The following is a 25,383-nucleotide window of genomic DNA, read 5'->3' as shown; positions in this document are numbered from 1 at the left end:
GCAGCTAAATCCCAGACAAACAAAAACGCCCGGCATAAGCCGGGCGTCTTGTATTGACCAGATTAGCGGGCGCGGTAAGTGATGCGCCCTTTGCTCAAGTCATAGGGAGTCAGCTCTACGCGCACTTTGTCGCCGGTAAGAATACGGATGTAGTTCTTGCGCATCTTGCCGGAGATGTGCGCGGTTACGACGTGCCCATTTTCCAACTCCACACGAAACATGGTGTTGGGCAGGGTGTCGACGACAGTGCCTTCCATTTCGAAGCTGTCTTCTTTCGACATGCAGTAAAGCCCTCGGTGTCCAATGAATGGCCCGGTGCAACTGCGCCAGGCAAAAGCGGCGTGCATTGTGCCCGAAAAGTGGGGTTTAAGCCAAGGGGTTTAGGGCCGGCTCTAGTTTAGAACCACCCAGCGCTGATTAATCAGCAACTCAATAGGGCGATATTGAGTCTTGTAATTCATTTTTTTGCAGTTTTTGATCCAGTAGCCGAGGTAGACCGCCTCTAGCCCCAGTCGCCTGGCCTCGGCGATTTGCCACAGGATTGCATAGCGCCCAAGGCTGCGACGCTCTTCGGATGGTTCGTAGAAGGTGTAGACAGCCGAAAGACCGTTCGGCAGTAAATCGGTGACGGCGACGGCCAGCAGCTGGCCGTTCAGGCGGAACTCATAAAACCGTGAAAACGGCAGGTCCCGCACCAGGAAGGTCGAAAACTGGTCGCGACTTGGCGGATACATGTCGCCATCGGCGTGACGCTGTTCGATGTAGCGCTGGTAAAGCTCGAAGTACTCTTCGTTGAAGCGGGGCTTGGCCGGACGCACCTGCAAGTCCGCGTTGCGCTTGAAGATGCGTTTCTGTTGTCGGTTGGGCGTGAACTGTCCCACGGGAATGCGCGCCGGAACGCAGGCATTGCAATTCTGGCAATGCGGCCGGTAGAGATGATCGCCACTGCGACGAAACCCCATCTCCGACAGGTCTGCATAGACATGCACATCCATGGGCTGGCTAGGGTCGAGGAACAGGGTTGTGGCCTGCTCATCGGGCAGATAACTGCAAGAGTGCGGCTGAGTGGCATAGAACTTCAAACGCGCCAACTCGGTCATGATCAACCCTCGGGATAATGCTTTTGAATAAGTGTAAGCCACGCGCGCAAATGTCGCTCAGCAAACCCAGGTGGCATGGTTGGGTTGGTCCAGATATCCGGCCAGATAGCTGGCAAACTCGCGGCGAGGAATCGCCCGGGCTCCCAAACTATGCAGGTGATCGGTGGGCATCTGGCAGTCGATCAGTACAAACCCTGAGTCTTTCAGATGCCGGACCAGGGTGGCAAAGCCGAATTTCGAGGCGTTGTCAGCGCGGCTGAACATGGACTCGCCAAAAAATAACTGCCCCATCGCCAGGCCATACAGGCCGCCGACCAGTTCGTCTCCGTCCCACACTTCCACCGAGTGCGCGTGACCCCGCCTGTGCAGCTCGATGTAGGCCTCTTGCATCGCTTCGGTGATCCAGGTGCCGTCGGCGTAATCCCGGGGCGCCGCACAAGCGCGAATGACGGCGGCGAAGTCCTGGTCGAAGGTCACTTGATAGCGTTGCTGGCGCAGCAGTTTGTTCAGGCTGCGCGAGACGTGCAATTCGTCGGGAAACAAAACCGTGCGCGGGTCCGGAGACCACCAGAGAATCGGCTGGCCTTCGGAAAACCATGGGAAGCAGCCGTGGCGATAAGCCGAGATCAGCCGATCGGCGGACAGGTCGCCACCGGCAGCCAGCAGCCCGTTGGGGTCGCGCATGGCCTTTTCCAGCGGTGGGAAATGCAAGGTGTTGCGTTGTAACCAAGTCAGCATGGCATCCGGGCTTGCAGAAGGGGAGGGCAGTGGCGGGCATTGGCCCGCCATAAAGTTTGCCTTCAAACGGCAGGAATGTCGTCGAGGTATTTTTCGGCGTCCAGCGCCGCCATGCAACCGGCACCGGCCGATGTAACGGCCTGGCGATAAACATGGTCGGCCACGTCGCCAGCGGCAAACACACCTGCAATCGCCGTGGCGGTAGCATCGCCTTCGCTGCCGCCCTTGACCAGCAGATACCCGTCGCGCATTTCCAGTTGCCCGATGAACAGGTCGGTGTTGGGTTTGTGGCCGATGGCGATAAACACCCCGGCCAGCGGCAGCTCTGTGGTTTCACCTGTTTGGCTGTCCCGCAGACGGGCGCCGGTCACGCCACTGGCATCGCCGAGCACTTCGTCCAGATTCTGGTTCCAATGCAGGCGGATATTGCCGTTGGTGGCTTTTTCGAAGAGTTTGTCCTGGAGGATTTTCTCTGAGCGCAGTTTGTCGCGTCGATGGATCAGGTGCACTTCCCTGGCGATGTTCGACAGGTACAAGGCTTCCTCGACCGCGGTGTTGCCGCCGCCGACCACCGCGACCACCTGGTTGCGATAGAAGAACCCGTCACAGGTCGCGCACGCCGACACCCCTTTGCCGGCAAATGCTTCCTCCGACGGCAGGCCCAGGTATTGCGCGCTGGCGCCGGTGGCAATGATCAGGGCGTCGCAGGTGTAGGTGCCGCCATCGCCAATCAGTTCGAACGGCCGTTGTTGCAACTTGGCGGTGTGGATGTGGTCGTAAACGATCTCGGTGGCAAAGCGTTCGGCGTGTTTTTGCATGCGCTCCATCAGCACGGGGCCGGTCAGGCCTTCGACGTCGCCTGGCCAGTTATCGACTTCGACGGTGGTGGTGAGCTGGCCACCTGCCTGTATGCCGGTAATGACAACGGGCTTGAGGTTGGCGCGGGCGGCATAAACGGCTGCGCTGTAACCGGCGGGACCGGAGCCCAGGACAATCAGGCGGGAATGCTTCGCTTCGCTCATAAAAACACCTCATAAGCCTTTGTCACAAAAGACAATGCATGCTCAAATTGAATAGCATGTCATGTGCTGTTGACTATGCTACACCCAAGGGTCTCAAGCATGGCGTCGTGCGTACAAACCCGTACAATGCCCTGCGTGTTACATATATTCAGTGCGCACCGTGTTTATAAAAACCGGGGCGCAGTGTTAAAAGTAGTCCCGGTTACGTGTGTTAACTTTTTTACCTGCCTGGATTGGGCAGTTTTTTAGACTTTCAACAGATGGACGCGCCATTGGCGCAGGAAAAGAAGCGTTTTGAAGAAATCCACCGCAGCACCTAAACCAGCCGTCGTTCCGCTCTGGCGCCAGCACTTGCACTACCGACTCAAGGAAGGTGCGCTGATCGCCATCGGTGCACTGTGCCTGTTCCTGATGATGGCCTTGCTGACCTATGGCAAGGATGATCCGGGCTGGAGCCATAACAGCAAGATCGACGACGTGCAGAATTTCGGCGGGCCCGCGGGCTCCTACAGCGCCGATATCCTGTTCATGGTGCTGGGTTACTTCGCCTACATCTTCCCGTTGCTGCTGGCGGTCAAGGCGTACCAGATCTTCCGCCAGCGTCACGAACCGTGGCAGTGGAGCGGCTGGCTGTTCTCCTGGCGCCTGATCGGCCTGGTGTTCCTGGTGCTGTCGGGGGCCGCGCTGGCCCATATCCATTTCCATGCCGCGACCGGTCTGCCGGCCGGTGCGGGCGGTGCGCTGGGCGAGAGCCTCGGCGAACTGGCGAGGAACGCCCTGAATATCCAGGGCAGTACGCTGCTGTTCATCGCATTGTTCCTGTTCGGCCTGACGGTGTTTACCGACCTGTCGTGGTTCAAGGTGATGGACATCACCGGCAAGATCACCCTCGATCTGTTCGAACTCTTCCAGGGCGCGGCCAATCGCTGGTGGGCGGCCCGTACCGAACGCAAACAGCTGGTCGCCCAGTTGCGTGAAGTCGATGACCGTATGGATGAAGTGGTTGCGCCGACCGTCACCGACAAGCGCGAGCAGGCCAAGGTCAAGGAGCGGTTGATCGAGCGTGAGCAGGCCCTGAGCAAGCACATGTCCGAGCGCGAGAAGCAGGTGCCGCCGGTGATTGCACCCGCGCCGCCAAAACCGGCCGCGCCGAGCAAACGCGTCGAAAAAGAGAAACAGGCGCCACTGTTCGTCGACAGCGCCGTGGAAGGCACCTTGCCGCCGATCTCGATTCTCGATCCCGCGGAAAAGAAACAGCTCAATTACTCGCCCGAATCCCTGGCGGCGGTCGGCCACCTGCTGGAAATCAAGCTCAAGGAGTTCGGCGTCGAAGTGAACGTGGACTCGATCCACCCGGGCCCGGTGATTACCCGTTACGAAATCCAGCCGGCGGCGGGGGTTAAGGTCAGTCGCATCGCCAACCTGGCCAAAGACCTGGCCCGTTCCCTGGCCGTGACCAGCGTGCGCGTGGTGGAAGTGATTCCGGGCAAGACCACGGTCGGTATCGAGATTCCCAACGAAGACCGGCAGATCGTGCGTTTCTCCGAGGTGTTGTCGACCCCCGAGTACGACAACTTCAAATCCCCGGTCACCCTGGCCCTGGGTCACGACATCGGCGGCAAGCCGGTCATCACCGACCTGGCGAAGATGCCGCACCTGCTGGTGGCCGGTACCACCGGTTCCGGTAAGTCGGTGGGTGTGAACGCGATGATCCTGTCGATCCTGTTCAAGTCCGGCCCGGAAGACGCCAAGCTGATCATGATCGACCCGAAAATGTTGGAACTGTCGATCTACGAGGGCATTCCGCACCTGCTGTGCCCGGTAGTCACCGACATGAAGGACGCCGCCAACGCCCTGCGCTGGAGCGTTGCCGAGATGGAGCGACGCTACAAGCTGATGGCCAAGATGGGCGTGCGCAACCTGTCGGGCTTCAACGCCAAGGTCAAGGAAGCCCAGGACGCCGGCGAGCCGTTGAGCGATCCGCTGTACAAGCGCGAAAGCATCCACGACGAAGCGCCGCTCCTGCAAAAGCTGCCGACTATCGTGGTGGTGGTCGACGAATTCGCCGACATGATGATGATCGTCGGCAAGAAGGTTGAAGAACTGATTGCCCGTATCGCCCAGAAAGCGCGTGCGGCCGGCATTCACTTGATCCTCGCGACCCAGCGTCCGTCGGTGGATGTGATCACCGGTCTGATCAAGGCCAACATCCCGACCCGCATGGCGTTCCAGGTATCGAGCAAGATCGACTCGCGGACCATCATCGATCAGGGCGGTGCCGAACAACTGCTGGGCCACGGTGACATGCTGTACATGCCGCCGGGCACCAGTCTGCCGATTCGTGTTCACGGTGCCTTCGTGTCCGACGATGAGGTTCACCGCGTGGTGGAGGCCTGGAAGCTGCGGGGCGCGCCGGAATACAACGACGACATCCTCAATGGCGTCGAAGAGGCGGGCAGCGGCTTCGAAGGCAGCAGCGGGGGCGGCGACGGTGACGATCCCGAGGCCGACGCGCTGTACGACGAAGCGGTCCAGTTCGTGCTGGAAAGCCGTCGCGCCTCCATTTCCGCGGTTCAGCGCAAGCTCAAGATCGGCTACAACCGCGCCGCGCGCATGATCGAAGCCATGGAAATGGCCGGGGTCGTGACGTCCATGAACACCAACGGTTCGCGTGAAGTCCTGGCCCCGGGCCCGGTGCGCGACTGACCCGAATATGAAAGGGTGGCGCCCTTTGGCGCCGCTCGCACTCCCACGAATGTTATGAGGACTCCCATGCGTCTGATCCGCATGCTGTTGCTGCCGGTACTGGCTTTGACCACGCTCCAGGCTAACGCCGATGACAAGGACGTGGCACGCCTGACCCAACTGCTGGAAAAATCCCAGACCCTGACGGCGCGTTTCTCGCAACTGACCCTTGATGGCACCGGCACCCAGTTGCAGGAAACCGCCGGCGAGATGTCCCTGCAGCGTCCGGGCCTGTTCTACTGGCATACCGATGCGCCGGCCGAGCAGACCATGATCTCCGATGGCAAGAAAGTCACCCTGTGGGACCCGGACCTGGAACAGGCCACCATCAAGAACCTCGACCAGCGCCTGACCCAGACCCCGGCCTTGCTGCTGTCCGGTGACGTGTCCAAGATCAGCCAGAGCTTCGACATCAGCGCCAAGGAAGCCGGCGGCGTGATCGACTTCACCTTGAAGCCGAAGACCAAGGACACCCTGTTCGACAGCCTGCGCCTGTCGTTCCGCAATGGTCTGGTCAACGACATGCAGCTGATCGACAGTGTCGGCCAGCGCACCAATATCCTGTTCACCGGGGTGAAGGCCAACGAGCCGATCCCGGCGTCCAAGTTCAAGTTCGACATCCCTAAAGGGGCGGACGTGATCCAGGAATAAAACGCAGAACCCCTGTAGGAGCGAGCCTGCTCGCGATGGACTCAAGGACACCGCTGGGTGTCAGGCTGCCAGCGTTATCGTTAACGTCCATCGCGAGCAGGCTCGCTCCTACAGGGGATAGAGAACCAGTGAGGTTTTGTAGATAGTCATGGACCTGTTTCGCAGCACCCCCATCGCCCAGCCCCTGGCCGCCCGCCTGCGCGCGGCCAACCTGGACGAGTACGTCGGTCAGGAACACGTGCTCGCTCGCGGCAAGCCCTTGCGCGAAGCGCTGGAGCAGGGTGCCCTGCATTCGATGATTTTCTGGGGGCCGCCGGGCGTGGGCAAGACCACCCTGGCGCGATTGCTCGCGGAAGTCTCGGATGCACACTTCGAAACGGTCTCGGCGGTGCTGGCCGGGGTCAAGGAGATCCGTCAGGCGGTGGAAATCGCCAAGCAGCAGGCCGCGCAGTATGGCCGCCGCACCATTCTGTTCGTCGACGAAGTGCATCGTTTCAACAAGTCCCAGCAGGACGCGTTCCTGCCTTATGTCGAAGACGGCACGCTGATTTTCATCGGCGCGACCACGGAAAACCCTTCGTTCGAACTCAACAACGCCTTGCTCTCCCGCGCCCGCGTCTACGTGCTGAAAAGCCTCGACGAAGCGGCCCTGCGCAAACTGGTGCAGCGCGCGCTGACCGAAGAGCGGGGCCTGGGCAAGCGCAACCTGACCCTCAGCGATGAAGGCTTCCAGATGCTGCTGTCGGCCGCGGACGGCGATGGTCGACGCCTGCTCAACCTGCTGGAAAACGCCTCGGACCTCGCCGAAGACAACAGCGAGATCGGCACCGAGCTCCTGCAAAGCCTGCTCGGCGACACCCGTCGACGCTTCGACAAGGGTGGCGAAGCGTTCTACGACCAGATATCCGCGCTGCACAAATCGGTGCGCGGCTCCAACCCCGACGGCGCGCTGTACTGGTTCGCGCGCATGATCGACGGCGGTTGCGATCCGCTATACCTGGCACGGCGTGTGGTGCGCATGGCCAGCGAAGACATCGGCAACGCCGACCCGCGCGCCCTGAGCCTGTGCCTGGCGGCGTGGGAAGTGCAGGAGCGTCTCGGCAGCCCGGAAGGCGAGCTGGCGGTGGCCCAGGCCATCACCTACCTGGCCTGCGCGCCGAAAAGCAACGCGGTGTACATGGGCTTCAAGACCGCATTGCGCGCGGCCGCCGAACACGGCTCGCTGGAAGTGCCGCTGCACCTGCGCAATGCGCCGACCAAGCTGATGAAGCAGTTGGGCTATGGCGACGAATATCGCTATGCCCACGACGAACCGGATGCTTACGCCGCCGGGGAAGACTATTTCCCGGAAGAGCTCGACCCGATTCCGTTCTATCAGCCCGTGCCCCGTGGCCTGGAGTTGAAGATCGGCGAAAAACTCAACCACCTGGCAAAACTCGACCGTTTAAGCCCCCGGCAGCGGAGAAAATAGTGCTTCCCTTGATCGTTGCGGTTTCCGTCGGCGGGATGGCCGGCACGCTGTTGCGCTTTGCCACGGGTAACTGGATCAACGCGAATTGGCCGCGGCACTTCTATACCGCGACGCTGGCCGTTAATATCGTGGGCTGTTTGCTGATCGGCGTTCTATACGGTCTGTTTTTGATACGCCCGGAGGTGCCCATCGAGGTGCGCGCCGGGTTGATGGTTGGCTTCCTCGGGGGGCTGACGACTTTTTCATCCTTTTCACTGGATACGGTGCGCCTGCTTGAAAGCGGGCAAGTGCCGCTGGCCCTGGGCTATGCGGCGCTCAGCGTATTCGGCGGGCTGCTTGCCACCTGGGCCGGCCTGTCCTTGACCAAACTTTGATAAACGAGAAACCGACATGCTCGATTCCAAACTGTTACGTAGCAACCTTCAGGACGTAGCGGACCGCCTGGCATCCCGTGGCTTTGTACTGGATGTTGCGCGCATCGAAGCGCTGGAAGAACAGCGCAAGACCGTCCAGACCCGCACCGAAGCACTGCAGGCTGAACGTAACGCGCGTTCCAAATCCATCGGTCAGGCCAAGCAGCGCGGCGAAGACATCGCGCCGCTGATGGCGGATGTCGAGCGCATGGCGGGCGAATTGAGTGCCGGTAAAGTCGAACTGGATGCGATCCAGACCGAACTGGACTCGATCCTGCTGGGCATTCCCAACCTGCCGCACGAATCGGTACCGGTCGGCGAAGACGAAGAAGGCAACGTTGAAGTGCGCCGTTGGGGCACCCCGACTGCCTTCGATTTCCCGGTTCAGGACCACGTGGCCCTGGGCGAGAAGTTCGGCTGGCTGGACTTCGAAACCGCGGCCAAGCTGTCCGGCGCCCGTTTTGCCCTGCTGCGTGGCCCGATCGCCCGTCTGCACCGCGCCCTGGCGCAGTTCATGATCAACCTGCACGTCACCGAGCACGGCTACGAAGAGGCCTACACGCCTTACCTGGTCCAAGCCCCGGCGTTGCAAGGCACCGGTCAACTGCCGAAGTTCGAAGAAGACCTGTTCAAGATCGCCCGCGAAGGCGAGGCCGATCTGTACCTGATCCCGACCGCCGAAGTGTCGCTGACCAACATCGTCGCCGGCGAAATCGTCGATTCGAAACTGCTGCCGATCAAGTTCGTCGCCCACACGCCTTGCTTCCGCAGTGAAGCCGGTGCTTCGGGTCGTGATACCCGCGGCATGATCCGTCAGCACCAGTTCGACAAGGTTGAAATGGTGCAGATCGTCGAGCCGTCGAAATCGATGGAAGCGCTGGAAGGCCTGACCGCCAACGCCGAGAAAGTCCTGCAACTGCTGGAACTGCCTTACCGCACCCTGGCGCTGTGCACCGGCGACATGGGCTTCAGCGCGGTCAAGACCTACGACCTGGAAGTGTGGATCCCGAGCCAGGACAAGTACCGCGAAATTTCGTCGTGCTCCAACTGTGGCGACTTCCAGGCCCGCCGCATGCAGGCGCGCTTCCGCAACCCGGAAACCGGCAAGCCGGAACTGGTACACACCCTGAACGGTTCCGGCCTGGCAGTGGGTCGCACCTTGGTGGCGGTGCTGGAGAACTATCAGCAGGCCGACGGTTCGATCCGTGTGCCCGAGGTTCTCAAGCCGTACATGGGTGGCCTTGAGGTCATCGGTTAAATGAAATATCTGCCGCTGTTTCACAACCTTCGCGGCAGTCGTGTGTTGGTCGTCGGTGGGGGGGAAATTGCCTTGCGCAAATCCCGCCTGCTGGCCGATGCCGGTGCGCAGCTGCGGGTGGTTGCACCTGAAATCGAAGCACAACTGCGCGAACTGGTTGCCGGCAGCGGTGGCGAGTGCCTGTTGCGTGGCTACGCCGAGGCGGATCTGGACGGTTGCGGGCTGATCATTGCCGCCACCGACGACGAAGCGCTGAATGCACAAGTCTCCGCCGATGCCCATCGGCGTTGCGTGCCGGTCAACGTGGTGGACGCGCCGGCCCTGTGCAGCGTGATCTTCCCGGCCATCGTCGACCGCTCGCCGCTGATCATTGCCGTGTCCAGCGGTGGTGACGCGCCGGTGCTGGCACGCTTGATCCGCGCCAAGATCGAAACCTGGATTCCTTCCACCTACGGTCAACTGGCCGGCCTGGCGGCGCGTTTTCGTCATCAGGTCAAAGGCCTGTTTCCGGATGTGCAGCAGCGTCGGGCGTTCTGGGAGGATGTTTTCCAGGGTCCGGTTGCCGATCGGCAACTGGCCGGGCAGGGCGCTGAAGCCGAGCGTTTGCTCCAGGCGAAAATCGATGGTGAAGCTCCAGTGGCGACCGGTGAGGTCTATCTGGTGGGGGCGGGGCCAGGTGATCCCGATCTACTGACGTTCAAGGCACTGCGCCTGATGCAGCAAGCCGACGTGGTGCTGTACGACCGTCTGGTGGCGCCGGCGATTCTCGAACTGTGCCGCCGCGACGCCGAGCGGGTCTACGTCGGCAAGCGCCGTGCCGATCACGCGGTGCCGCAGGATCAGATCAACCAGCAATTGGTGGACCTGGCCAAGCAAGGCAAGCGTGTGGTGCGACTGAAGGGTGGCGATCCGTTCATCTTCGGTCGTGGCGGTGAAGAGATCGAAGAACTGGCAGCCCATGGCATCCCGTTCCAGGTCGTGCCGGGAATCACGGCGGCCAGTGGTTGCGCGGCCTATGCCGGGATTCCGCTGACCCACCGCGATTACGCGCAGTCGGTACGCTTTGTCACCGGGCACCTGAAGGACGGCTCAACCGATTTGCCCTGGGCCGATCTGGTCGCACCGGCGCAGACGCTGGTGTTCTACATGGGCCTGGTGGGCTTGCCGATCATCTGCGAGCAACTGATCAAGCACGGTCGCGGTGCTGATACCCCGGCGGCGTTGATCCAGCAGGGTACAACGGTCAATCAGCGGGTGTTTACCGGAACCCTGGCCGATTTGCCACGATTGGTGGCGGAGCATGAGGTGCATGCGCCGACGCTGGTGATCGTCGGTGAGGTGGTGCAACTGCGCGAGAAACTGGCGTGGTTCGAGGGGGCTCAGGGGCAGGTCTGAAGACCGAGTTGTTCCCATTCGCGAGCAAGCCCGCTCCCACATTGGATTCGTGAACGACACAAATCCCCTGTGGGAGCGGGCTTGCCCGCGAAGAGGCCCTCACATCCACCGCAAAACTCAGCTCAGACTCAGGCCTTTCGCCAAACCCCTTTCCCACTCAACCGCTCCCGGTCATGAGCCACGGTAAAGTCCTGCGCCGGCCCCTTGGGCACCACACCCGTCGGGTTGATGGTGCGATGGCTGGCATAGTAGTGATTCTTGATGTGTTCAAAATCCACCGTCTCGGCAATCCCCGGCCACTGATAAATCTCCCGCAGCCAGTTCGACAGGTTCGGATAATCCGCAATCCGCCGCAGGTTGCACTTGAAGTGCCCGTAGTACACCGCATCGAAGCGAATCAGCGTGGTGAACAGGCGGATGTCCGCTTCGGTCAGGTATTCGCCAGCCAGATAGCGGTTGGCGCCCAGCAGCAGCTCCAGGCGGTCCAGTTCGGCAAACACCTCGTCGAAGGCTTGTTCGTAAGCCTGTTGCGACGTGGCAAACCCGGCGCGGTACACGCCATTGTTCACTGCCGGATAAATCCGCTCGTTCAACGCATCGATCTCACCGCGCAGCGGCGCCGGGTAGAAGTCCAGGTCGTTACCGGTCAGATCGTCGAAGGCAGCGTTGAACATGCGGATGATTTCCGATGATTCATTGTTGACGATGCGTTTGTGCTGTTTGTCCCACAGCACCGGCACCGTGACGCGGCCGGTGTAATCAGCGGTATCGGCGGTGTAGCGCTGGTGCATGAAGTCGAAGTGATCGAGCTTGTCGCCGGTGGAGCCGAGGGTTTTGTCGAAGGTCCAGCCGTTTTCCAGCATCAGCCAACTGACCACCGAAACGTCGATCAGGCTTTCGAGGCCTTTGAGTTTGCGCAGGATCAGGGTGCGATGGGCCCACGGACAGGCCAGGGACACGTACAGGTGATAGCGACCGGGTTCTGCGGCAAAACCGCCGACGCCCGTCGGTCCCGGCTTGCCGTCTGCGGTCAGCCAGTGCCGACGTTGCGCCTGTTCACGCTGGAACGCGCCGTCCTTGCTGCTTTCGTACCACTTGTCCTGCCAGCGGCCATCGACTAACAAACCCATGTTCAAGACTCCAGAAGCCAATATTCGTTGGAGTCGAGTCTATTCCCATGGGTTCGAACAAAAAGCGCAAAGATCGGGCGCGAATGATCGGTTAAATCGATTTGTTGCGCGCGGCCCAGTATTGTTCGGCGGTTTCAAAGGCCTGTTCGCGGCTCTGGCCGAGTCCACGCAGGGCCAGGGCCATGGTCGAGATCAGCGCCATTTGCGGATAGCTGTCGACCACGTCGCCACGCCACACCGCTTTCAGGTGTTCGGGATCGAGCGAGGCGGGTTTGACGTGACGCTGCGCCGACAACTGCGGCCATTCCTCGTCCCAACTCTCGCCGCCAGTGGTGCCATACAGGTGGCTGTCGGCGTCCGGGTTGATCTCGATCTCGCCGCCATCGCCCTTGATCACGATCGCGGTATCGCCGAGCAAGCCGCTGGCATCGCGATGCACGGCCTGATAGCCGGGGTGGAAAATGCTCTGCAGGCCGCAACGCGCGCCCAGCGGATTGAGAATCCGCGCCAGCGAGTGGATCGGCGAGCGCAGACCGAGGGTGTTGCGCAGGTCGATCATCCGTTGCAGCTGCGGTGCCCAGTCCACCAGGGGCATGAAGGCCAGACCGCCGTTATCCAGCGCCGAGCCGACCTGTTGCCAGTTGCGGCACAGCGGGATGTTCAATTCACCCAGCAGTTGCTCGCTGTACAGGCGACCGGCCGTGTGGGCGCCGCCGCCGTGCATGAAAATCCGCACGCCGTTTTGCGCCAGGCACTTGGCTGCCAACAGGTACCACGGCAAGTGCCGCTTCTTGCCGGCGTAAGTCGGCCAGTCCAGGTCCACCGCCAGCGCCGGAGGGTTCAGGCGTTCGCGCAAGGCTTCGGTGAACCCGGCCATTTCCTCGGCGCTTTCTTCCTTGTGCCGCAGCAGCATCAGGAATGCGCCGAGCTGGGTTTCCTCGATCTTTTCATCGAGTACCATGCCCATGGCCTCGCGGGCCTCGACCCGGGTCAGGTCACGGGCGCCGCGCTTGCCTTTGCCGAGGATCCGCACAAACTGGGCGAACGGGTGCTCGGCGGGCGTTTCGAGGGTCAGTGCTGGGTAATCGGTCATAAGCAATTCGTCGGTTTGGGCAGGCCCGCCAGCTTCGCGGCGAGTTTGGCGGGGGTGCCTTTGAACAGTCGGTTCAGGTGCAGGCTGTTGCCTTTTTCCGGGCCGAGTTTCAATGCGGTGTACTTGATCAACGGGCGGGTGGCCGGTGACAGCTGGAACTCGGCGTAGAAACTGCGCAGCAGTTCGAGGACTTCCCAGTGTTCGGGCGTCAACTCGATGTCTTCGGCCGCCGCCAGGGCACTGGCCACATCGGCAGACCAGTCATTCAGTTCGACCAGGAAACCGTCCTTGTCCAGCTCGATGGCGCGAGCGCCGACCGTCAATGCATTCATAGCCAACTGTTGACCTTGTCATAGTGAATCGACAGTTCGACGAAGGCCGGGTAATCGATCGCCTGGGCCCAGTCCGGAACCACCAGCGCACGGGCCTGGGCATCTTCGGCCAGGACGAACAGCTTCAGGCCACGGGTGCTGAGCGCTGTGAACGGCACGGTGCCTGGCTGCAATGCATAGGCCGCATCGCCGGACAGCAGCAATCCGTCGTTGGCACCGATCACGCGCAGGCAACTGGTCAGGCGTTCGTCACCGAACGGGGAGTGAGACAACACATGCAAAGTCGACATCAGAGGGTAATCACCTGGTCGTAACGGTCAATGAGGGCGGTGATTTCGTGGGCGGCCAACACCCGGGCTTCTTCCAGCACCAGGCCGCTCGGGTCGAGGCCGCGCCGGCTGATGCTGTCGCCACAGGCAAACAGTTCCTCGACACCGAACAGCGGCAGGGCTTGCAGGTTGGCGCTCAGGTCTTTCTGTTGCAAGGTCCTGGCGTTCTGGCTGGCGGCCAGCTGGAACACGCCGTCATCGAGAAACAACAGGCCAATCGGCAGATCGAAGGCCCCGCCGGCCAGCACGATATCCAGCGCTTCCCGCGCGCCCGGGCCGGACCATGGCGACTGGCGGCTGATGATCAATATGGATTTGGCCACGTCATGCGCCTCCGAAACAGATCAGGCGGTCGGCATCCTGCGCCGCGTCATGCAATTGGCCGAGGCCGGACAATTCCCACGGCGCACCGACGGCAACGGCCTCGCGCTGATAGCGCCGGGCCTCTTCTTCATTCAAGACACCACGCCGCAGGGCGGCGGCGATGCACACCACGCCATCGAGTTGGTGGTCGCTGACAAAGGCGCGCCATTGCTTGGGCAAGTCCGCTTCATCCTGGGGCGTGACCACGCTGGCGGACGCGTTGTAGACGCCGTCCTGATAGAAAAACAGCCGGACGATCTCATGCCCGCCGGCCAGCGCCGCTTGGGCGAACAGCAGGGCGCGGCGCGAGGAGGGCGCGTGGGCGGCGGAAAACACGGCGATGGCGAACTTCATGACAGACTCGATCAGCGAAACTGCGGCCATGATAATGCTTTATCGGCGGGTCGGCGAAAGTAACCTGCCATATCCCCGCAAACCCCCTGTAGGAGCTGCCGCAGGCTGCGATCTTTTGATCTTGTTTTTAAAAAATCAAAGTCAAAAGATCGCAGCCTGCGGCAGCTCCTACAGGGGGATAGAGGTGTCAGCGCGGCATGTACCCCAACTGCCAGCGTCGCGGGATCTTCAACGACAGTACCCCGAGCGCGGCAGCCAGCAGGCCACTGGCAAACAACGCCTTGAGTCCCAGGTGATGTTCCAGCACGGCACCGAGTACCGCGCCAGCGAACATGCCGGTCCAGGGGATCAGTTGCACGCGCCAGCCGTTACGGCGCTCGCCGAGCATATAGCGGCCCAGTCCGCGGCCGAAACGCGACAGGGCGCCGGTGACGTAAGTCAGGCCCACCGGCAGGCCGTTCACTTCTTCCACCGCGGCGTTGAGCATGCCCATTGCGATGATCGCCGCCAGCAGGGCCGGCAATTGCCCGTCATAAGGCCAGGCTGCGGCGGCGCACAGCAGGGTGGCGATGCACAACAGCAGCGGCAGGGCCCGCCGGCCACCCAGGCGGCTGACGATAATGCCCAGGGCGTTGCCGACGATGAAGGTGGCGACGAGGATCACCAGGCGCAGGGTCAAGCCAAGGTCGCCCGTGCTGATGGCGACCGCCATCCGGGTGGTGTTGCCGCTCATGAACGAGACGAAGTCGCCGCTGGCCATGAAGCCGATGGCGTCGGTCATGCCGGCGAGTACCGAGAGCATGGCCACCAGGCTCAGGCCTATGCGTCCGCGCCATTTCTGCGTGTGCAAGTGACCGGGGCTGGCGTGGGTCCTGGCGGTGTTGGGCAGCATTGGCGACGGCATCCTTGAACAGGCTTAGGGTTTTATCCCATTCAACTCGCAATACTCCAGCCAGTCCATACCGGCCATTTCCGCCACTTCCCGGTGCACTTCCAGGCGCTGCGCTTCGTAGTCTTCGGCCGTAGCAGCCGTCAGTTGCAGCGTCAGCTCCCAGGCGAACAATCCTTGGCGTTCCGCCTCGGCCTCGAAGGCTTCGTGCAAGCGTTCGTCGCGGTACTGCGCCGGGGTTTCACCCTTGGCCTGGGCCTGCAACGGGTTGAGGTTGTCGAGGTCGTGGCGCAACTCGGGACGTTCATCGAGAAACCGCTTCAGTGCCTGTTCATGTTGCTGCTCGGTTGCCGCCATGGTCGCTCCTTGAAAACGGATTACGAGGATTGCTGCTTGCTGGCCTTGGCCGCTGCCGCCAGGCATTCGAGGGCAAATTGCTCGGTGTAGGTCATCTGGATCGGCGTGGTTTCGCCTTTGACGGTTCTTTCGCCGTCGAGGATGTAGCGAATCCGCTTGTCGGTGACGCCGATTCGCTTGGCGATCCAGGACGGCGTCTGCCCGATCTGGCTGATCAGCTTGTCGGCATATTCAGTGCTCGGTTTGTAGAACTCGGCATTAGGTGTCATCAGATTTCCAGTCAGGGGTGCGATGGGGCGTTGTTAGCGCGACAGGGTGCGCGAATCGTTGTGCGCTGTCGCGGTATAAATGCAGTAAAGCAGAACGATACGGGCTGCCGGGGTGATAAAGTCCGCTTTTTCCCGATGAGTGAATGCAATGCGAATTCTGATGGTGGCGCTGGCCGTGACGTTGCTGGCCGGATGCGCCAGCTCGGCGATGAACGACGCCCGCACCAAGGCCCCGTACAAGACCCTGAACTCGGAAAAACCGGGGAAGGACGTCGTCCAGTGCGTGCAGTTCTCCTGGCAGGACGAGGCCGTGTTCGGCGTGGATGCCGCCGCCTATCTGGAGCCTGGCGAGAAGGGCGGCACGACCGTTTATACCCGTTCGGCGGAGTCCTTCGTCGACGTGACCACCGATGCCTCGGGCACGGTGTTGAGCTACTACGCACAGAAGGATGATTTCGTGGCCAAGCGCCGCTTGGCGGCGTTGGCGACTTGCCTCTGATCTGAAGGCTTGTTGCATTACCCCTGTGGGAGCGAGCCTGCTCGCGAAGACGTAGTGTCAGTCGCTATCAATGTTGGCTGATATACCGCTTTCGCGAGCAGGCTCGCTCCCACATTGGTTTTGTGTATTGATCAGTAATTCAGGCGCTTCTGGAAGAAGAAGTGCTTGTGCCCCGGCGGGTAATCGGCAATGTGCCCGATCTCGCTGTAGCCGCATTTCTTGTAGAACTCCGGCGCCTGGAATTCGAAGGTGTCGAGCCACAGCCCGACGCAATGTCGTTCCCGCGCCAGGTCCTCGGCCATCTGCATCAGTTTCGAGCCCAGGCCCTGTCCCCGTGCCTGTTCCGGCACCACCAGCAAGTCGATATACAGCCACTGGTAAAACAATCGGCCATGCAGACCGCCGAGGATCTCGTCGTTGTCGTCGCGCACCAGCAAGGCGATGTGCTCAGGCACGTTGCCTTCGGCCTTCGAGCCATTGTAGGCGCGCAAGGGTTTGAGGATGGCCTGGCGTTGTTCTTCCGTGGGGTTTTGCGACAGTTCGATACGCAGGTTCATGGCTATATCCTTATGGCAGTGAAGCCGCAGCCTATCCCGGTTGCAGCGATTGTTCCATCCCCGGGAAAGTTGAACCGTCGCCAACGCACAGCTGTCATTCCTTAAGACGCGTCACTCCAGACGCCGCTGATGAGGACAACGCCCCGTGAACATTTTTGAAGCCTTGCGCGAAAGCCACGAACGCCAACGGACCTATGCCAAGGCGCTGATCCGTACCAGCGGCGATACGCCTGAGCGGGTCGAGGCGTACAAGCAACTCAAGTCAGAATTGCAGGCTCACGCCACGGCCGAAGAGCGGCATTTCTACATCCCGTTGATGAAGTTCGACAACGGCGTCGACCTCAGCCGTCATGGCATCGCCGAACATCACGAAATGGACGAAATGATGGAGGCGCTGGATGACACCGAAATGTCCAGCCCGGCCTGGTTGGTGGCCGCGAAGAAGCTTTCGGAGAAGGTGCATCACCACCTCGAGGAAGAAGAGCAGAAGTTCTTCCAGATGGCCGGCAAACTGCTCGACGACAAACAGAAAGAGTCGTTGGCCGGGCAATACGAGAAGGAGTACAAGGCGCAGCTTGCTTGAAGAGGCGGGTTTTCACCTAACATGTGCACTCTCTGACAAATAACAGGACGCGTTGTCATGTCGAACACAGCCGAGCGGGTCAACATCCTTGAGTCCCAGGTGTTGTCCCACGACTGGTACCTGCTGAAGAAAATCACCTTCGATTACCAACGCAACAACGGCGAGTGGCAACGCCAGGTGCGAGAGGTCTACGACCGTGGCAACGGCGCGGCGATTCTCCTGTACAACCGCGAAAAGAAAACCGTGGTACTGACCCGACAGTTTCGCCTGCCGGTGTTCGTCAACGGTCACGACGGGCTGTTGATCGAAGTGGCGGCGGGGCTGCTGGAAGGCGCGGCGCCTGAAGACCGCATCCGCGATGAAGCGGAGGAGGAGACGGGTTACCGCGTGCACCATGTGCAGAAGGTGTTCGAGGCGTACATGAGCCCCGGTTCGGTGACGGAAAAACTGCACTTCTTCATTGCCGAGTACGACGCCAGGTCGAAAGTCAGCGACGGTGGCGGGCTGGAGGCGGAAACCGAAGAGCTGGAAGTGCTGGAGTGGGCGTTCGACGACGCGCTCGAAGCGTTCTACCGTGGCGAGATCTGCGACGCCAAGACCATCATGCTGTTGCAGTATGCGGCGATGAAAAACCTATTCAATCAATCCTGATCTCCCCGTAGGAGCTGCCGCAGGCTGCGATCTTTTGATCTTGCATTGAAAAGATCAAAAGATCGCAGCCTGCGGCAGCTCCTACAAGGTCAAAAGCCGGGCAGGCGCGCGGTGCCGGGCGTTTGCCCGCCTTCAAGGGTGAGCAACAACGCCTTGGCCTCCAGCCCACCGGCAAACCCGGTGAGCTTGCCCGACGCACCAATCACCCGGTGACACGGCGCCACGATCGAAATCGGGTTCTTGCCATTCGCCGCACCCACCGCCCTGACCGCCGCCGGGTTGCCGATCTGTTCGGCGATCTGGCTGTAGCTGCGGGTCTCGCCGAACGGGATGGTCAGCAGCGCCGCCCAGACCTTTTTCTGAAATTCCGTGCCGGCAAAGTCCAGTTCCAGTTCGAAGCGATCGCGGGTGCCGGAAAAATATTCGCGCAGCTGCGCGGCAGTGCGCACCAGGATCGGGTTGTCCGGCGCCTCGCTCATCGGGCCGAGGCGCACCCGCCCGGGTTTGTCGTTTTCCCAGAGGATGGCTGCCAGTCGCGAACCGTTCGCCACCAGCTTCAACTGGCCGACCGGGGAATCCACGGTGATGCAGGTATAGGTCATGCCAGGGCTCACGGGAAATTGCTGAACAGGCGTTAAGGATACTGTGTCGACGAGGAGGCGCAATACGTAATCCCGACCATACTTGCTCACTGCTTTTGAAGCGTTCCCCAGGTTAATAACAAGAAGAGACCGACTCATGAAGTACGAACCTTTTGCCAAATCGCTGATTGCGACCTCATTGGCTCTCAGCTGCCTGACTGCTCACGCTGCCTCCGTGGCCCCGGCGACGGGGGAAAACGGCATGGTGGTCACCGCCCAGCACCTGGCCAGCCATGTGGGCGTGGATGTGCTCAAGAACGGCGGCAACGCCGTCGACGCAGCGGTCGCGGTCGGCTATGCGCTGGCGGTGGTGTACCCCGCGGCAGGCAACCTCGGTGGCGGCGGTTTCATGACCATCCAGTTGGCGGACGGGCGCAAGACCTTCCTCGACTTCCGTGAAAAAGCGCCGCTGGCCGCCACCGCCAACATGTACCTGGACAAGGACGGCAACGTCATTCCCGATCTGAGTACCCGTGGCCACCTGGCCGTGGGTGTGCCGGGCACCGTTTCGGGCATGGAGCTGGCGCTGTCCAAGTACGGCACCAAGCCGCGCAAGGAAATCATCGCCCCGGCCATCAAGCTGGCCGAAGACGGTTTCGTGCTGGAGCAGGGCGACGTCGATCTGCTGGACTACGCCACCGACATGTTCAAGAAGGACATCAAGGATTCCGGCTCGATCTTCCTCAGCAACGGCGAGCCGATGCAGGTCGGCCAGAAGCTGGTGCAAAAGGACCTGAGCAAAACCCTGCGGGAAATCTCCGAGAAAGGCGCCGACGGGTTCTATAAGGGCTGGGTGGCCGACGCCATCGTCACCTCCAGCCAGGCCAACAAGGGCATCATCACCCAGGCCGATCTCGACAAATACAAGACCCGCGAACTGGCGCCCATCGAGTGCGACTACCGTGGCTACCACGTGGTCTCGGCACCGCCACCGAGCTCCGGCGGCGTGGTGATCTGCGAGATCATGAACATCCTCGAAGGCTATCCGATGAAGGATCTGGGCTATCACTCGGCCCAGGGCATGCACTATCAGATCGAAGCGATGCGCCACGCCTATGTGGACCGCAACAGCTACCTGGGCGACCCGGATTTCGTGAAGAACCCGATTGCCCACCTGCTGGATAAAAACTACGCGACCAAGCTGCGCGAAGCGATCAACCCACAAAAAGCCGCGGTATCGAGTGAGCTCAAGCCCGGCGTAGCGCCCCATGAAGGCAACAACACCACGCATTACTCCATCGTCGACAAGTGGGGCAACGCGGTGTCGGTGACCTACACCCTCAACGACTGGTTCGGCGCGGGCGTGATGGCGAGCAAGACCGGGGTCATCCTCAACGATGAAATGGACGACTTCACCTCGAAAATCGGCGTGCCGAACATGTACGGCCTGGTGCAGGGCGAGGCCAACGCCATCGCACCCGGCAAGGCGCCGCTGTCGTCCATGAGCCCGACCATCGTCACCAAGGACGGCAAGGTGGTGATGGTGGTCGGCACTCCGGGTGGCAGCCGCATCATCACCGCGACCTTGCTGACCATGCTCAACGTGATCGACTACGGCATGAACATCCAGGAAGCGGTGGATGCACCGCGTTTCCACCAGCAATGGCTGCCGGAGGAAACCAACCTGGAAGCCTTCACCACCAGCCCGGACACAGTGAAGATCCTCGAAAGCTGGGGGCACAAGTTTGCCGGTCCGCAGGACGCCAACCACCTGGCGGCGATCCTGGTCGGTGCACCGTCCCTGGGTGGCAAGCCGGTGGGCAAGAACCGTTTCTACGGGGCGAACGACCCACGGCGTAACACCGGGTTGTCGCTGGGTTACTGAGGGTTGTGTCCGGAGGGGGACGGGCTTATGTTCGTCCCCTGAACCATCGACCGTTCAAGGAAGGAAATCATGACCACTGCGTTGTTAATCATCGACGTCCAGCAGGCTTTGTGTTCCGGTGAGTACGAGTGCTTCGAGATCGGACGAGTCATCGACACCATCAATGACCTGTCTGCCCGGGCGCGCAAGGCCGGCGTGACCGTGGTGCTGATCCAGCACGAAGAAGCGGGCAGCCCGCTGGCGCATGAGACTGCCGGCTGGCAACTGGCCGCAGGGCTGCAAACCTCGCCCGCGGATCATCGCGTGCGCAAGACCACCCCGGATTCGTTCTACAAGAGCCACCTGCAAAAACTGTTGCCGGTGCAAGACTTCGAGCGCCTGGTCATCTGCGGCCTGCAAACCGATTACTGCATCAACTCCACCGTGCGCCAGGCCCTGACACTGGGCTATGACGTGGTGCTGGCGAGCGACGCACACTCCACCGTCGACAACGGCAACCAGACCGCCGAAGACATCATCGCCGAACACAACAAGGACCTGAAACGCCTGACCGGTTCCGTGGCGCGGATCGACGTGATCCCGGCCAAAGATATTCAACTCTAATCCACCACATTTCCCTGTGGGAGCGAGCTTGCTCGCGATGGCGTCATTCCAGCCAGCTTTGATGTTGACTGACCCACCGCTATCGCGAGCAAGCTCGCTCCCACAGTAATCCCGGTTGCCCGCAGATGTTGCGTACACCCACCGCCCCCTGTGGGAGCGAGCTTGCCCTCGATGGCGTCATTCCAGCCAGCTTTGATGTTGACTGACCCACCGCTATCGCGAGCAAGCTCGCTCCCACAGTAATCCCGGTTGCCCGCAGATGTTGCGTACACCCACTAACCCTGTGGGAGCGAGCTTGCTCGCGATGGCGTCATTACAGCCAGCATCGGTGTTGGCTGACCCACCGCTATCGCGAGCAAGCTCGCTCCCACAGTAATTTCGGTTCCTGGCAGATGTTGCGTACACCCACCACCCCCTGTGGGAGCGAGCTTGCTCGCGATGGCGTCATTACAGCCAGCATCGGTGTTGGCTGACCCACCGCTATCGCGAGCAAGCTCGCTCCCACAGTAATCCCGGTTGCTGGCAGATTTTGCGTACACCCACCAACCCCTGTGGGAGCGAGCCTGCTCGCGAAGGCGTCATTACAGCCAGCGTTCATGTCAGCTCACCCAGAGCCCCCACAGGCCCTACACCGCTCCGAAAATCTCGATCAGCTCGTTGAGGAACGCACTCACCAGGTCCTTCTGACGAGATGAATGCCGCACCGCCGCATGAAAGCTCACCTCATAGCGCAGCAACTCCGGGTTCAGCGGGTGCAATTGCCCCAGCTGTTCATGCCGGGTCGCGTAGTGCTGCGGCAGAAACCCCAGGTGCTGGCCGGACAGGATCAGCAGGGCCGCGCCGTCCATGCTGTCGGTGAGCACGGTCAGGCGTTCGATGGAGGTGGGGGCCGGCATCTCCGGCAGTGGATGGCTCGGCCAGACCCAGTCAAAGCCGCTGACATCTTCGCGGGTCAGTGCGCCGACCTGGTCGAACAGCGGATGCGAGGGCGCGCAGTAGGCAATCTGGGTTTCCGGGAACAGCGGGAAATAATCGATGCTGGGCAAGCGGTGCCAGAAGTAACCAATGGCCAGGTCGATATGGCCGTTGATGATTTTCTCTTCCAGCAGGGACGACGACAGCTCGGTGAAATGGAAGTACAGCCCCTCGTGCCGAGCCCGCAAACGGGCGATGGCCAGGCCGATTTTCTTGTTCGCCACCGGATCGATCTGCCCCAGCAGGCCAATGTTGATGCTGCCCGAGACTTTGCGGTTGATGTGCTGCACCTCGACCCGGAATCCTTCGGCCGCCGCCAGCAAGCGTCGGGCCGCCTCAATGAACTGCGTGCCTTTGGGCGTGACGGAAAACCCGCCACGTCCGCGTTCGCACAGACGGAAACCGACCCGCGCTTCCAGCGTCGCCAATTGCGCGCTGATCGTCGGCTGCGTGGTGTTGAGGGCGGTTTGCGCCGCCGAGATGCCGCCGGCCTCGACGACGGTCAAAAATACCCGGATCAGACGCAGATCCAGCTCCGTAACAGTTCCCAGCATGGGGGCTCCTGGTTCTCGATTACATAGGCGCTGATCTATGTGAACAGTGTGCCTGCGATATTTTATTGCCCGGATTCACACCCTACATTGCCGTGAAACCAGCGTCATCGTCAGCTTTTTCTGGAGTTTCACCCGATCTGGACGTCGTAGCGAGCGCTGTAACCACAAAAACAACAAACACCCGCATAGGAACAATCGTATGTCAGGTTCCCCAGTGTCTGCGCGCGCCGCCGAGGCGAGTGGCGGATTGGCCATCGAAGGCCACTCCATCGATTACATTCCGGAAAACGAACGTCACGCCAAACTCAGCAGCCAGGGGCCGTTCTGGTTCCTGGGCAACTTCCACTTCTTCACCATCTCCATCGGCTTTGTCGGCCCGAGCCTCGGCTTGTCCGCACTGTGGACCATGCTCGCCGGTGCCCTGGGCATCATGTTCGGCACCATTTTCATGGCGTTCCACGGTTCCCAGGGCCCGGAAATGGGCCTGCCGCAGATGATCCAGTCCCGCGCCCAGTTCGGCTATCGCGGGGTGATCCTGGCGTTGATGGCGACCATGTTCGTGTTCGTCGGATTCAACGTGGTGAACATCTCGCTGATCATGAACGGCCTGGAACATGTGTTCGGCATTGACCCGACCATCGTCGCCGTCGCCGTGGTGCTGATCGGTGCGCTGTTGTCGATCTACGGCCACGACCTGATGCACAAGGCGTTCAAGTGGGCCTTGCTGGCGACCTTGCCGCTGTACGCCCTGGTGACCATCGCCCTGATGTTCGGTGCGGGCCAGGAAGGCGTCACGCCGGCGACCGATCTGGGCTTCAACTGGGTGGCCTTCGCCACGCTGTTCGCCATCGGTGCCAGCTACAACATTTCCTATGCGCCCTACGTGTCCGACTATTCCCGCTACCTGCCGAAAAACACCAGCCGGGTGAAACTGATCGCGGCGGTGTTCATCGGTGCCTCGTTGTCCGGCAGCTGGATGATCGGCCTCGGCGCCTGGCTGGCGCAGCAGTTGAAAGCAGCGGATGCACTGGTGGCGTTGAACCAGGTCGGTTCTTCCATGGTGCCGGGATTGGGCAATCTGCTGGTGATCGTCTCGGTGGCGGGCTTCCTGCCGATCATCGCGCTCAACACCTACAGCGCCATGCTGACGCTGCTGACCGGTGTCGACTCGATCAGGAAAATCACCCCGACACCCCGCGCCCGCGTGCTGTCGATCAGTGTGATCAGCGTGATTCTGTTGACCTGCGTGCTGTCGATCAAAGGGGACGGCATCGCGCTGTTGAACACCTTCCTGGTGCTGTTGCTGTACTTCCTCGTGCCGTGGACCGCCGTCAACCTGGTGGACTACTTCTTCGTGCGCAAGGGCCGCTATGCGATCCCGCATTTCTTCACGCCGAAGGGCATCTACGGCGCCTGGCAATTTCGCGGCATCGCTTCGTACCTGATCGGCTTCGCCGCGATGGTGCCGTTCTTCTACATCTTCGATGCCGCTGCCGGCAAAGAGGTGTTTGTCGGCCCGCTGGCGCGGGTGCTGGAAGGCGTGGACATCGCCTGGCTGGTGGGCCTGGTGGTCTCGGGGCTGACTTATTACCTGCTCAGCCGCTCGATTGACCTGGCTGCCGAACGCCGGGTGATCGACGCCCTGAGCGAGAGCGACATCGTCGCCATGACCCATTCATCTGCGGAGACAGGGCGTTGAACAACGCAAAAAATACCGTGGTCGCCTGTTGCCAACTGGCACCGAAAATAGGTGACCTGGCCTACAACCGCACGCTCACCGAGCGCGCGATTCGCCAGGCGGCGCACCAGGGCGCGCAAGTCGTCGTGCTGCCTGAACTGGTGCAGAGCGGTTATGTGTTTGCCGATCGCGACGAGGCGCTGAGCCTGGCGGAAACCGTGGACGGTCCGACCTTGCAGTTGTGGCAGGCCCTGGCCCGTGAGCTGAACCTGGTGATCGTCGGCGGCTTCTGCGAACGCCTGCCCGGCGATGAGCTGGCCAACAGTGCGGCGATGATCGACGCCAATGGCCTGCGCGCGGTGTACCGCAAGGCGCATCTGTGGGATGCCGAAAAGGACATCTTCACCGCCGGCGATGCGCCGCCGCCGGTGATCGAAACCGTGCATGGACGGCTCGGCATGCTGATCTGCTACGACCTGGAATTCCCCGAGTGGGTGCGACTGCCGGCGCTGGCCGGCGCCGATCTGTTGTGCGCGCCGGTCAACTGGCCCGACGGTCCGCGGCCGCTGACCGAGCGCCCGGCGGAAGTCTTGCGGGTGCAGGCCAATGCCTCGGTGAACCGCCTGTTCATCGCCGCATGCGATCGCTATGGCCATGAGCGCGGGGTCGGCTGGGTGCAAGGGTCGGTCATCGTCGATGCTGACGGCTACCCCTTGGCCGGGCCGGCGGAGCAGGGCGGCGAGCAGATCCTGCTGGCGACGCTGAACCTCGCCGAAGCGCGCAACAAGCGCATCAGCGCCCGCAACGACCTGCATCAGGACCGCCGGCCACAGCTGTACGGGTTGCACAGCAGTTTGTAACCGATGATGTCATTGCGTGCTGGACGCCCGTCAGGGGCCTATGGCATC

The 25,383-nt window shown here is 61.4% G+C and carries 29 protein-coding genes; 13 read left to right on the top strand and 16 right to left on the bottom strand.

The genetic code is table 11. The annotated features are described in order from the left end of the window. Window positions 1-62: 62 nt before the first annotated feature. From infA to trxB, 4 genes are all read right to left on the bottom strand, one after another. Entirely contained in the window at window positions 63-281 is a 219-nt protein-coding gene (gene infA, locus KW838_RS04550; RefSeq protein WP_002553999.1) for a translation initiation factor IF-1, read from the bottom strand. A gap of 111 nt (window positions 282-392) precedes the next feature. Continuing rightward, window positions 393-1,100 (bottom strand): arginyltransferase, encoded by a 708-nt coding sequence (locus KW838_RS04545; protein WP_102699195.1) that lies wholly within the window; start codon window positions 1,098-1,100, stop codon window positions 393-395. A gap of 57 nt (window positions 1,101-1,157) precedes the next feature. After that, window positions 1,158-1,838: a leucyl/phenylalanyl-tRNA--protein transferase gene (gene aat, locus KW838_RS04540; RefSeq protein ID WP_218500538.1), complete on the bottom strand. Its 681-nt coding sequence runs from the start codon at window positions 1,836-1,838 to the stop codon at window positions 1,158-1,160. A gap of 62 nt (window positions 1,839-1,900) precedes the next feature. Continuing rightward, the gene (trxB, locus tag KW838_RS04535; RefSeq protein WP_218500537.1) at window positions 1,901-2,860 is read right to left on the bottom strand and encodes a thioredoxin-disulfide reductase; all 960 of its coding nucleotides are present in this window, start codon (window positions 2,858-2,860) and stop codon (window positions 1,901-1,903) included. Window positions 2,861-3,154: 294 nt separating this feature from the next. Between trxB and KW838_RS04530 the strand changes: the two genes are divergently transcribed. The 6 genes from KW838_RS04530 to cysG all read left to right on the top strand — a co-directional run bounded on the left by KW838_RS04530 (window position 3,155) and on the right by cysG (window position 10,793). Further along, window positions 3,155-5,566, top strand: coding sequence for a DNA translocase FtsK (locus KW838_RS04530; protein WP_102699193.1), 2,412 nt, complete (start codon window positions 3,155-3,157; stop codon window positions 5,564-5,566). A 66-nt stretch (window positions 5,567-5,632) separates the two neighbouring features. Next, window positions 5,633-6,256, top strand: coding sequence for an outer membrane lipoprotein chaperone LolA (gene lolA, locus KW838_RS04525; protein WP_008049385.1), 624 nt, complete (start codon window positions 5,633-5,635; stop codon window positions 6,254-6,256). A 148-nt stretch (window positions 6,257-6,404) separates the two neighbouring features. Beyond that, window positions 6,405-7,727 (top strand): replication-associated recombination protein A, encoded by a 1,323-nt coding sequence (locus KW838_RS04520; protein WP_015094400.1) that lies wholly within the window; start codon window positions 6,405-6,407, stop codon window positions 7,725-7,727. Then, complete coding sequence (crcB, locus tag KW838_RS04515; protein ID WP_008049383.1) at window positions 7,727-8,101, top strand: fluoride efflux transporter CrcB; 375 nt, start codon at window positions 7,727-7,729, stop codon at window positions 8,099-8,101. Before KW838_RS04520 ends, crcB begins: the two co-directional genes overlap by 1 nt. Before the next feature lie 16 nt (window positions 8,102-8,117). Further along, window positions 8,118-9,398, top strand: coding sequence for a serine--tRNA ligase (gene serS / locus KW838_RS04510; RefSeq protein ID WP_104447773.1), 1,281 nt, complete (start codon window positions 8,118-8,120; stop codon window positions 9,396-9,398). After that, complete coding sequence (cysG, locus tag KW838_RS04505; protein WP_095966489.1) at window positions 9,399-10,793, top strand: siroheme synthase CysG; 1,395 nt, start codon at window positions 9,399-9,401, stop codon at window positions 10,791-10,793. A 128-nt stretch (window positions 10,794-10,921) separates the two neighbouring features. Here cysG and KW838_RS04500 read toward each other — a convergent pair whose 3' ends face one another. From KW838_RS04500 to KW838_RS04460, 9 genes are all read right to left on the bottom strand, one after another. After that, window positions 10,922-11,923, bottom strand: a complete 1,002-nt coding sequence (locus KW838_RS04500; RefSeq protein WP_218500536.1) for a glutathione S-transferase family protein — start codon at window positions 11,921-11,923, stop codon at window positions 10,922-10,924. 91 nt (window positions 11,924-12,014) lie between these two features. Further along, on the bottom strand, window positions 12,015-13,016 hold the full coding sequence (locus tag KW838_RS04495; protein ID WP_102699190.1) for a glycosyl transferase family protein: 1,002 nt from the start codon (window positions 13,014-13,016) through the stop codon (window positions 12,015-12,017). After that, window positions 13,013-13,348, bottom strand: coding sequence for a TusE/DsrC/DsvC family sulfur relay protein (locus KW838_RS04490; protein ID WP_015094405.1), 336 nt, complete (start codon window positions 13,346-13,348; stop codon window positions 13,013-13,015). The genes KW838_RS04495 and KW838_RS04490 overlap by 4 nt, the downstream gene beginning before the upstream one ends. Then, the gene (tusB, locus tag KW838_RS04485; RefSeq protein WP_102699189.1) at window positions 13,345-13,638 is read right to left on the bottom strand and encodes a sulfurtransferase complex subunit TusB; all 294 of its coding nucleotides are present in this window, start codon (window positions 13,636-13,638) and stop codon (window positions 13,345-13,347) included. The genes KW838_RS04490 and tusB overlap by 4 nt, the downstream gene beginning before the upstream one ends. Then, window positions 13,638-14,000, bottom strand: coding sequence for a sulfurtransferase complex subunit TusC (tusC, locus tag KW838_RS04480; protein ID WP_102699188.1), 363 nt, complete (start codon window positions 13,998-14,000; stop codon window positions 13,638-13,640). Before tusC ends, tusB begins: the two co-directional genes overlap by 1 nt. A gap of 1 nt (window position 14,001) precedes the next feature. Beyond that, complete coding sequence (tusD, locus tag KW838_RS04475) at window positions 14,002-14,394, bottom strand: sulfurtransferase complex subunit TusD (RefSeq protein WP_007977064.1); 393 nt, start codon at window positions 14,392-14,394, stop codon at window positions 14,002-14,004. Between the two features lie 187 nt (window positions 14,395-14,581). After that, window positions 14,582-15,286: a YoaK family protein gene (locus KW838_RS04470; protein ID WP_102699187.1), complete on the bottom strand. Its 705-nt coding sequence runs from the start codon at window positions 15,284-15,286 to the stop codon at window positions 14,582-14,584. A 24-nt stretch (window positions 15,287-15,310) separates the two neighbouring features. Next, window positions 15,311-15,640 carry a DUF6388 family protein gene (locus KW838_RS04465; protein ID WP_015094410.1) on the bottom strand — a complete coding sequence of 110 codons (330 nt, stop codon included), beginning with the start codon at window positions 15,638-15,640 and terminating at the stop codon, window positions 15,311-15,313. A 20-nt stretch (window positions 15,641-15,660) separates the two neighbouring features. Continuing rightward, entirely contained in the window at window positions 15,661-15,909 is a 249-nt protein-coding gene (locus KW838_RS04460) for a hypothetical protein (RefSeq protein WP_095966482.1), read from the bottom strand. Between the two features lie 148 nt (window positions 15,910-16,057). On the opposite strand from KW838_RS04460, the gene KW838_RS04455 reads away from it, so the two are divergent. Further along, window positions 16,058-16,408, top strand: a complete 351-nt coding sequence (locus tag KW838_RS04455) for a hypothetical protein (RefSeq protein ID WP_218500535.1) — start codon at window positions 16,058-16,060, stop codon at window positions 16,406-16,408. Between the two features lie 131 nt (window positions 16,409-16,539). On the opposite strand, the gene KW838_RS04450 is transcribed toward KW838_RS04455, so the two are convergent. Next, window positions 16,540-16,965, bottom strand: a complete 426-nt coding sequence (locus KW838_RS04450; RefSeq protein WP_218500534.1) for a GNAT family N-acetyltransferase — start codon at window positions 16,963-16,965, stop codon at window positions 16,540-16,542. Between the two features lie 145 nt (window positions 16,966-17,110). Here KW838_RS04450 and KW838_RS04445 point away from each other — a divergent pair, with 145 nt between their 5' ends. Continuing rightward, window positions 17,111-17,548: a hemerythrin domain-containing protein gene (locus KW838_RS04445; RefSeq protein WP_102699184.1), complete on the top strand. Its 438-nt coding sequence runs from the start codon at window positions 17,111-17,113 to the stop codon at window positions 17,546-17,548. A gap of 57 nt (window positions 17,549-17,605) precedes the next feature. Next, window positions 17,606-18,199, top strand: coding sequence for an NUDIX domain-containing protein (locus KW838_RS04440; RefSeq protein ID WP_102699183.1), 594 nt, complete (start codon window positions 17,606-17,608; stop codon window positions 18,197-18,199). 89 nt (window positions 18,200-18,288) lie between these two features. Here the strand turns inward: KW838_RS04440 and KW838_RS04435 are convergent, their stop codons facing one another. After that, a complete protein-coding gene (locus tag KW838_RS04435; protein WP_102699182.1) occupies window positions 18,289-18,801 on the bottom strand; it encodes a methylated-DNA--[protein]-cysteine S-methyltransferase in 513 nt (170 codons plus the stop codon). Between the two features lie 136 nt (window positions 18,802-18,937). Here KW838_RS04435 and ggt point away from each other — a divergent pair, with 136 nt between their 5' ends. After that, complete coding sequence (gene ggt, locus KW838_RS04430) at window positions 18,938-20,665, top strand: gamma-glutamyltransferase (protein ID WP_218500533.1); 1,728 nt, start codon at window positions 18,938-18,940, stop codon at window positions 20,663-20,665. A gap of 69 nt (window positions 20,666-20,734) precedes the next feature. After that, window positions 20,735-21,268 (top strand): cysteine hydrolase family protein, encoded by a 534-nt coding sequence (locus KW838_RS04425; protein WP_218500532.1) that lies wholly within the window; start codon window positions 20,735-20,737, stop codon window positions 21,266-21,268. A 626-nt stretch (window positions 21,269-21,894) separates the two neighbouring features. Here KW838_RS04425 and KW838_RS04420 read toward each other — a convergent pair. Next, complete coding sequence (locus tag KW838_RS04420; RefSeq protein WP_218483547.1) at window positions 21,895-22,797, bottom strand: LysR family transcriptional regulator; 903 nt, start codon at window positions 22,795-22,797, stop codon at window positions 21,895-21,897. 199 nt (window positions 22,798-22,996) lie between these two features. Here KW838_RS04420 and KW838_RS04415 point away from each other — a divergent pair, with 199 nt between their 5' ends. Further along, complete coding sequence (locus KW838_RS04415; RefSeq protein WP_102699178.1) at window positions 22,997-24,496, top strand: cytosine permease; 1,500 nt, start codon at window positions 22,997-22,999, stop codon at window positions 24,494-24,496. Beyond that, window positions 24,493-25,335, top strand: a complete 843-nt coding sequence (locus KW838_RS04410; RefSeq protein WP_218500531.1) for a nitrilase family protein — start codon at window positions 24,493-24,495, stop codon at window positions 25,333-25,335. The genes KW838_RS04415 and KW838_RS04410 overlap by 4 nt, the downstream gene beginning before the upstream one ends. Window positions 25,336-25,383 lie beyond the last annotated feature (48 nt).

It is taken from the genome of Pseudomonas sp. PDM27, assembly GCF_019219205.1.
Lineage (GTDB): Bacteria > Pseudomonadota > Gammaproteobacteria > Pseudomonadales > Pseudomonadaceae > Aquipseudomonas > Aquipseudomonas laurylsulfatiphila.
The sequence above is the reverse complement of the archived record's forward strand: the minus strand, read 5'-3'. Positions and strand labels throughout refer to the sequence as shown.

What these genes read in the sequence shown, in the direction of transcription:
- cysG (WP_095966489.1), top strand. Translation starts at nt 9,399, where the DNA reads ATGAAATATCTGCCGCTGTTTCACAACCTTCGCGGCAGTCGTGTGTTG.
- KW838_RS04465 (WP_015094410.1), bottom strand. Translation starts at nt 15,640, where the DNA reads ATGGCGGCAACCGAGCAGCAACATGAACAGGCACTGAAGCGGTTTCTC.
- KW838_RS04495 (WP_102699190.1), bottom strand. Translation starts at nt 13,016, where the DNA reads ATGACCGATTACCCAGCACTGACCCTCGAAACGCCCGCCGAGCACCCG.
- lolA (WP_008049385.1), top strand. Translation starts at nt 5,633, where the DNA reads ATGCGTCTGATCCGCATGCTGTTGCTGCCGGTACTGGCTTTGACCACG.
- ggt (WP_218500533.1), top strand. Translation starts at nt 18,938, where the DNA reads ATGAAGTACGAACCTTTTGCCAAATCGCTGATTGCGACCTCATTGGCT.
- KW838_RS04450 (WP_218500534.1), bottom strand. Translation starts at nt 16,965, where the DNA reads ATGAACCTGCGTATCGAACTGTCGCAAAACCCCACGGAAGAACAACGC.
- KW838_RS04420 (WP_218483547.1), bottom strand. Translation starts at nt 22,797, where the DNA reads ATGCTGGGAACTGTTACGGAGCTGGATCTGCGTCTGATCCGGGTATTT.
- KW838_RS04435 (WP_102699182.1), bottom strand. Translation starts at nt 18,801, where the DNA reads ATGACCTATACCTGCATCACCGTGGATTCCCCGGTCGGCCAGTTGAAG.
- KW838_RS04455 (WP_218500535.1), top strand. Translation starts at nt 16,058, where the DNA reads ATGCGAATTCTGATGGTGGCGCTGGCCGTGACGTTGCTGGCCGGATGC.
- infA (WP_002553999.1), bottom strand. Translation starts at nt 281, where the DNA reads ATGTCGAAAGAAGACAGCTTCGAAATGGAAGGCACTGTCGTCGACACC.
- KW838_RS04440 (WP_102699183.1), top strand. Translation starts at nt 17,606, where the DNA reads ATGTCGAACACAGCCGAGCGGGTCAACATCCTTGAGTCCCAGGTGTTG.
- aat (WP_218500538.1), bottom strand. Translation starts at nt 1,838, where the DNA reads ATGCTGACTTGGTTACAACGCAACACCTTGCATTTCCCACCGCTGGAA.
- KW838_RS04500 (WP_218500536.1), bottom strand. Translation starts at nt 11,923, where the DNA reads ATGGGTTTGTTAGTCGATGGCCGCTGGCAGGACAAGTGGTACGAAAGC.
- trxB (WP_218500537.1), bottom strand. Translation starts at nt 2,860, where the DNA reads ATGAGCGAAGCGAAGCATTCCCGCCTGATTGTCCTGGGCTCCGGTCCC.
- tusB (WP_102699189.1), bottom strand. Translation starts at nt 13,638, where the DNA reads ATGTCGACTTTGCATGTGTTGTCTCACTCCCCGTTCGGTGACGAACGC.
- KW838_RS04425 (WP_218500532.1), top strand. Translation starts at nt 20,735, where the DNA reads ATGACCACTGCGTTGTTAATCATCGACGTCCAGCAGGCTTTGTGTTCC.
- KW838_RS04520 (WP_015094400.1), top strand. Translation starts at nt 6,405, where the DNA reads ATGGACCTGTTTCGCAGCACCCCCATCGCCCAGCCCCTGGCCGCCCGC.
- KW838_RS04490 (WP_015094405.1), bottom strand. Translation starts at nt 13,348, where the DNA reads ATGAATGCATTGACGGTCGGCGCTCGCGCCATCGAGCTGGACAAGGAC.
- tusD (WP_007977064.1), bottom strand. Translation starts at nt 14,394, where the DNA reads ATGAAGTTCGCCATCGCCGTGTTTTCCGCCGCCCACGCGCCCTCCTCG.
- KW838_RS04460 (WP_095966482.1), bottom strand. Translation starts at nt 15,909, where the DNA reads ATGACACCTAATGCCGAGTTCTACAAACCGAGCACTGAATATGCCGAC.
- KW838_RS04415 (WP_102699178.1), top strand. Translation starts at nt 22,997, where the DNA reads ATGTCAGGTTCCCCAGTGTCTGCGCGCGCCGCCGAGGCGAGTGGCGGA.
- serS (WP_104447773.1), top strand. Translation starts at nt 8,118, where the DNA reads ATGCTCGATTCCAAACTGTTACGTAGCAACCTTCAGGACGTAGCGGAC.
- KW838_RS04545 (WP_102699195.1), bottom strand. Translation starts at nt 1,100, where the DNA reads ATGACCGAGTTGGCGCGTTTGAAGTTCTATGCCACTCAGCCGCACTCT.
- KW838_RS04470 (WP_102699187.1), bottom strand. Translation starts at nt 15,286, where the DNA reads ATGCTGCCCAACACCGCCAGGACCCACGCCAGCCCCGGTCACTTGCAC.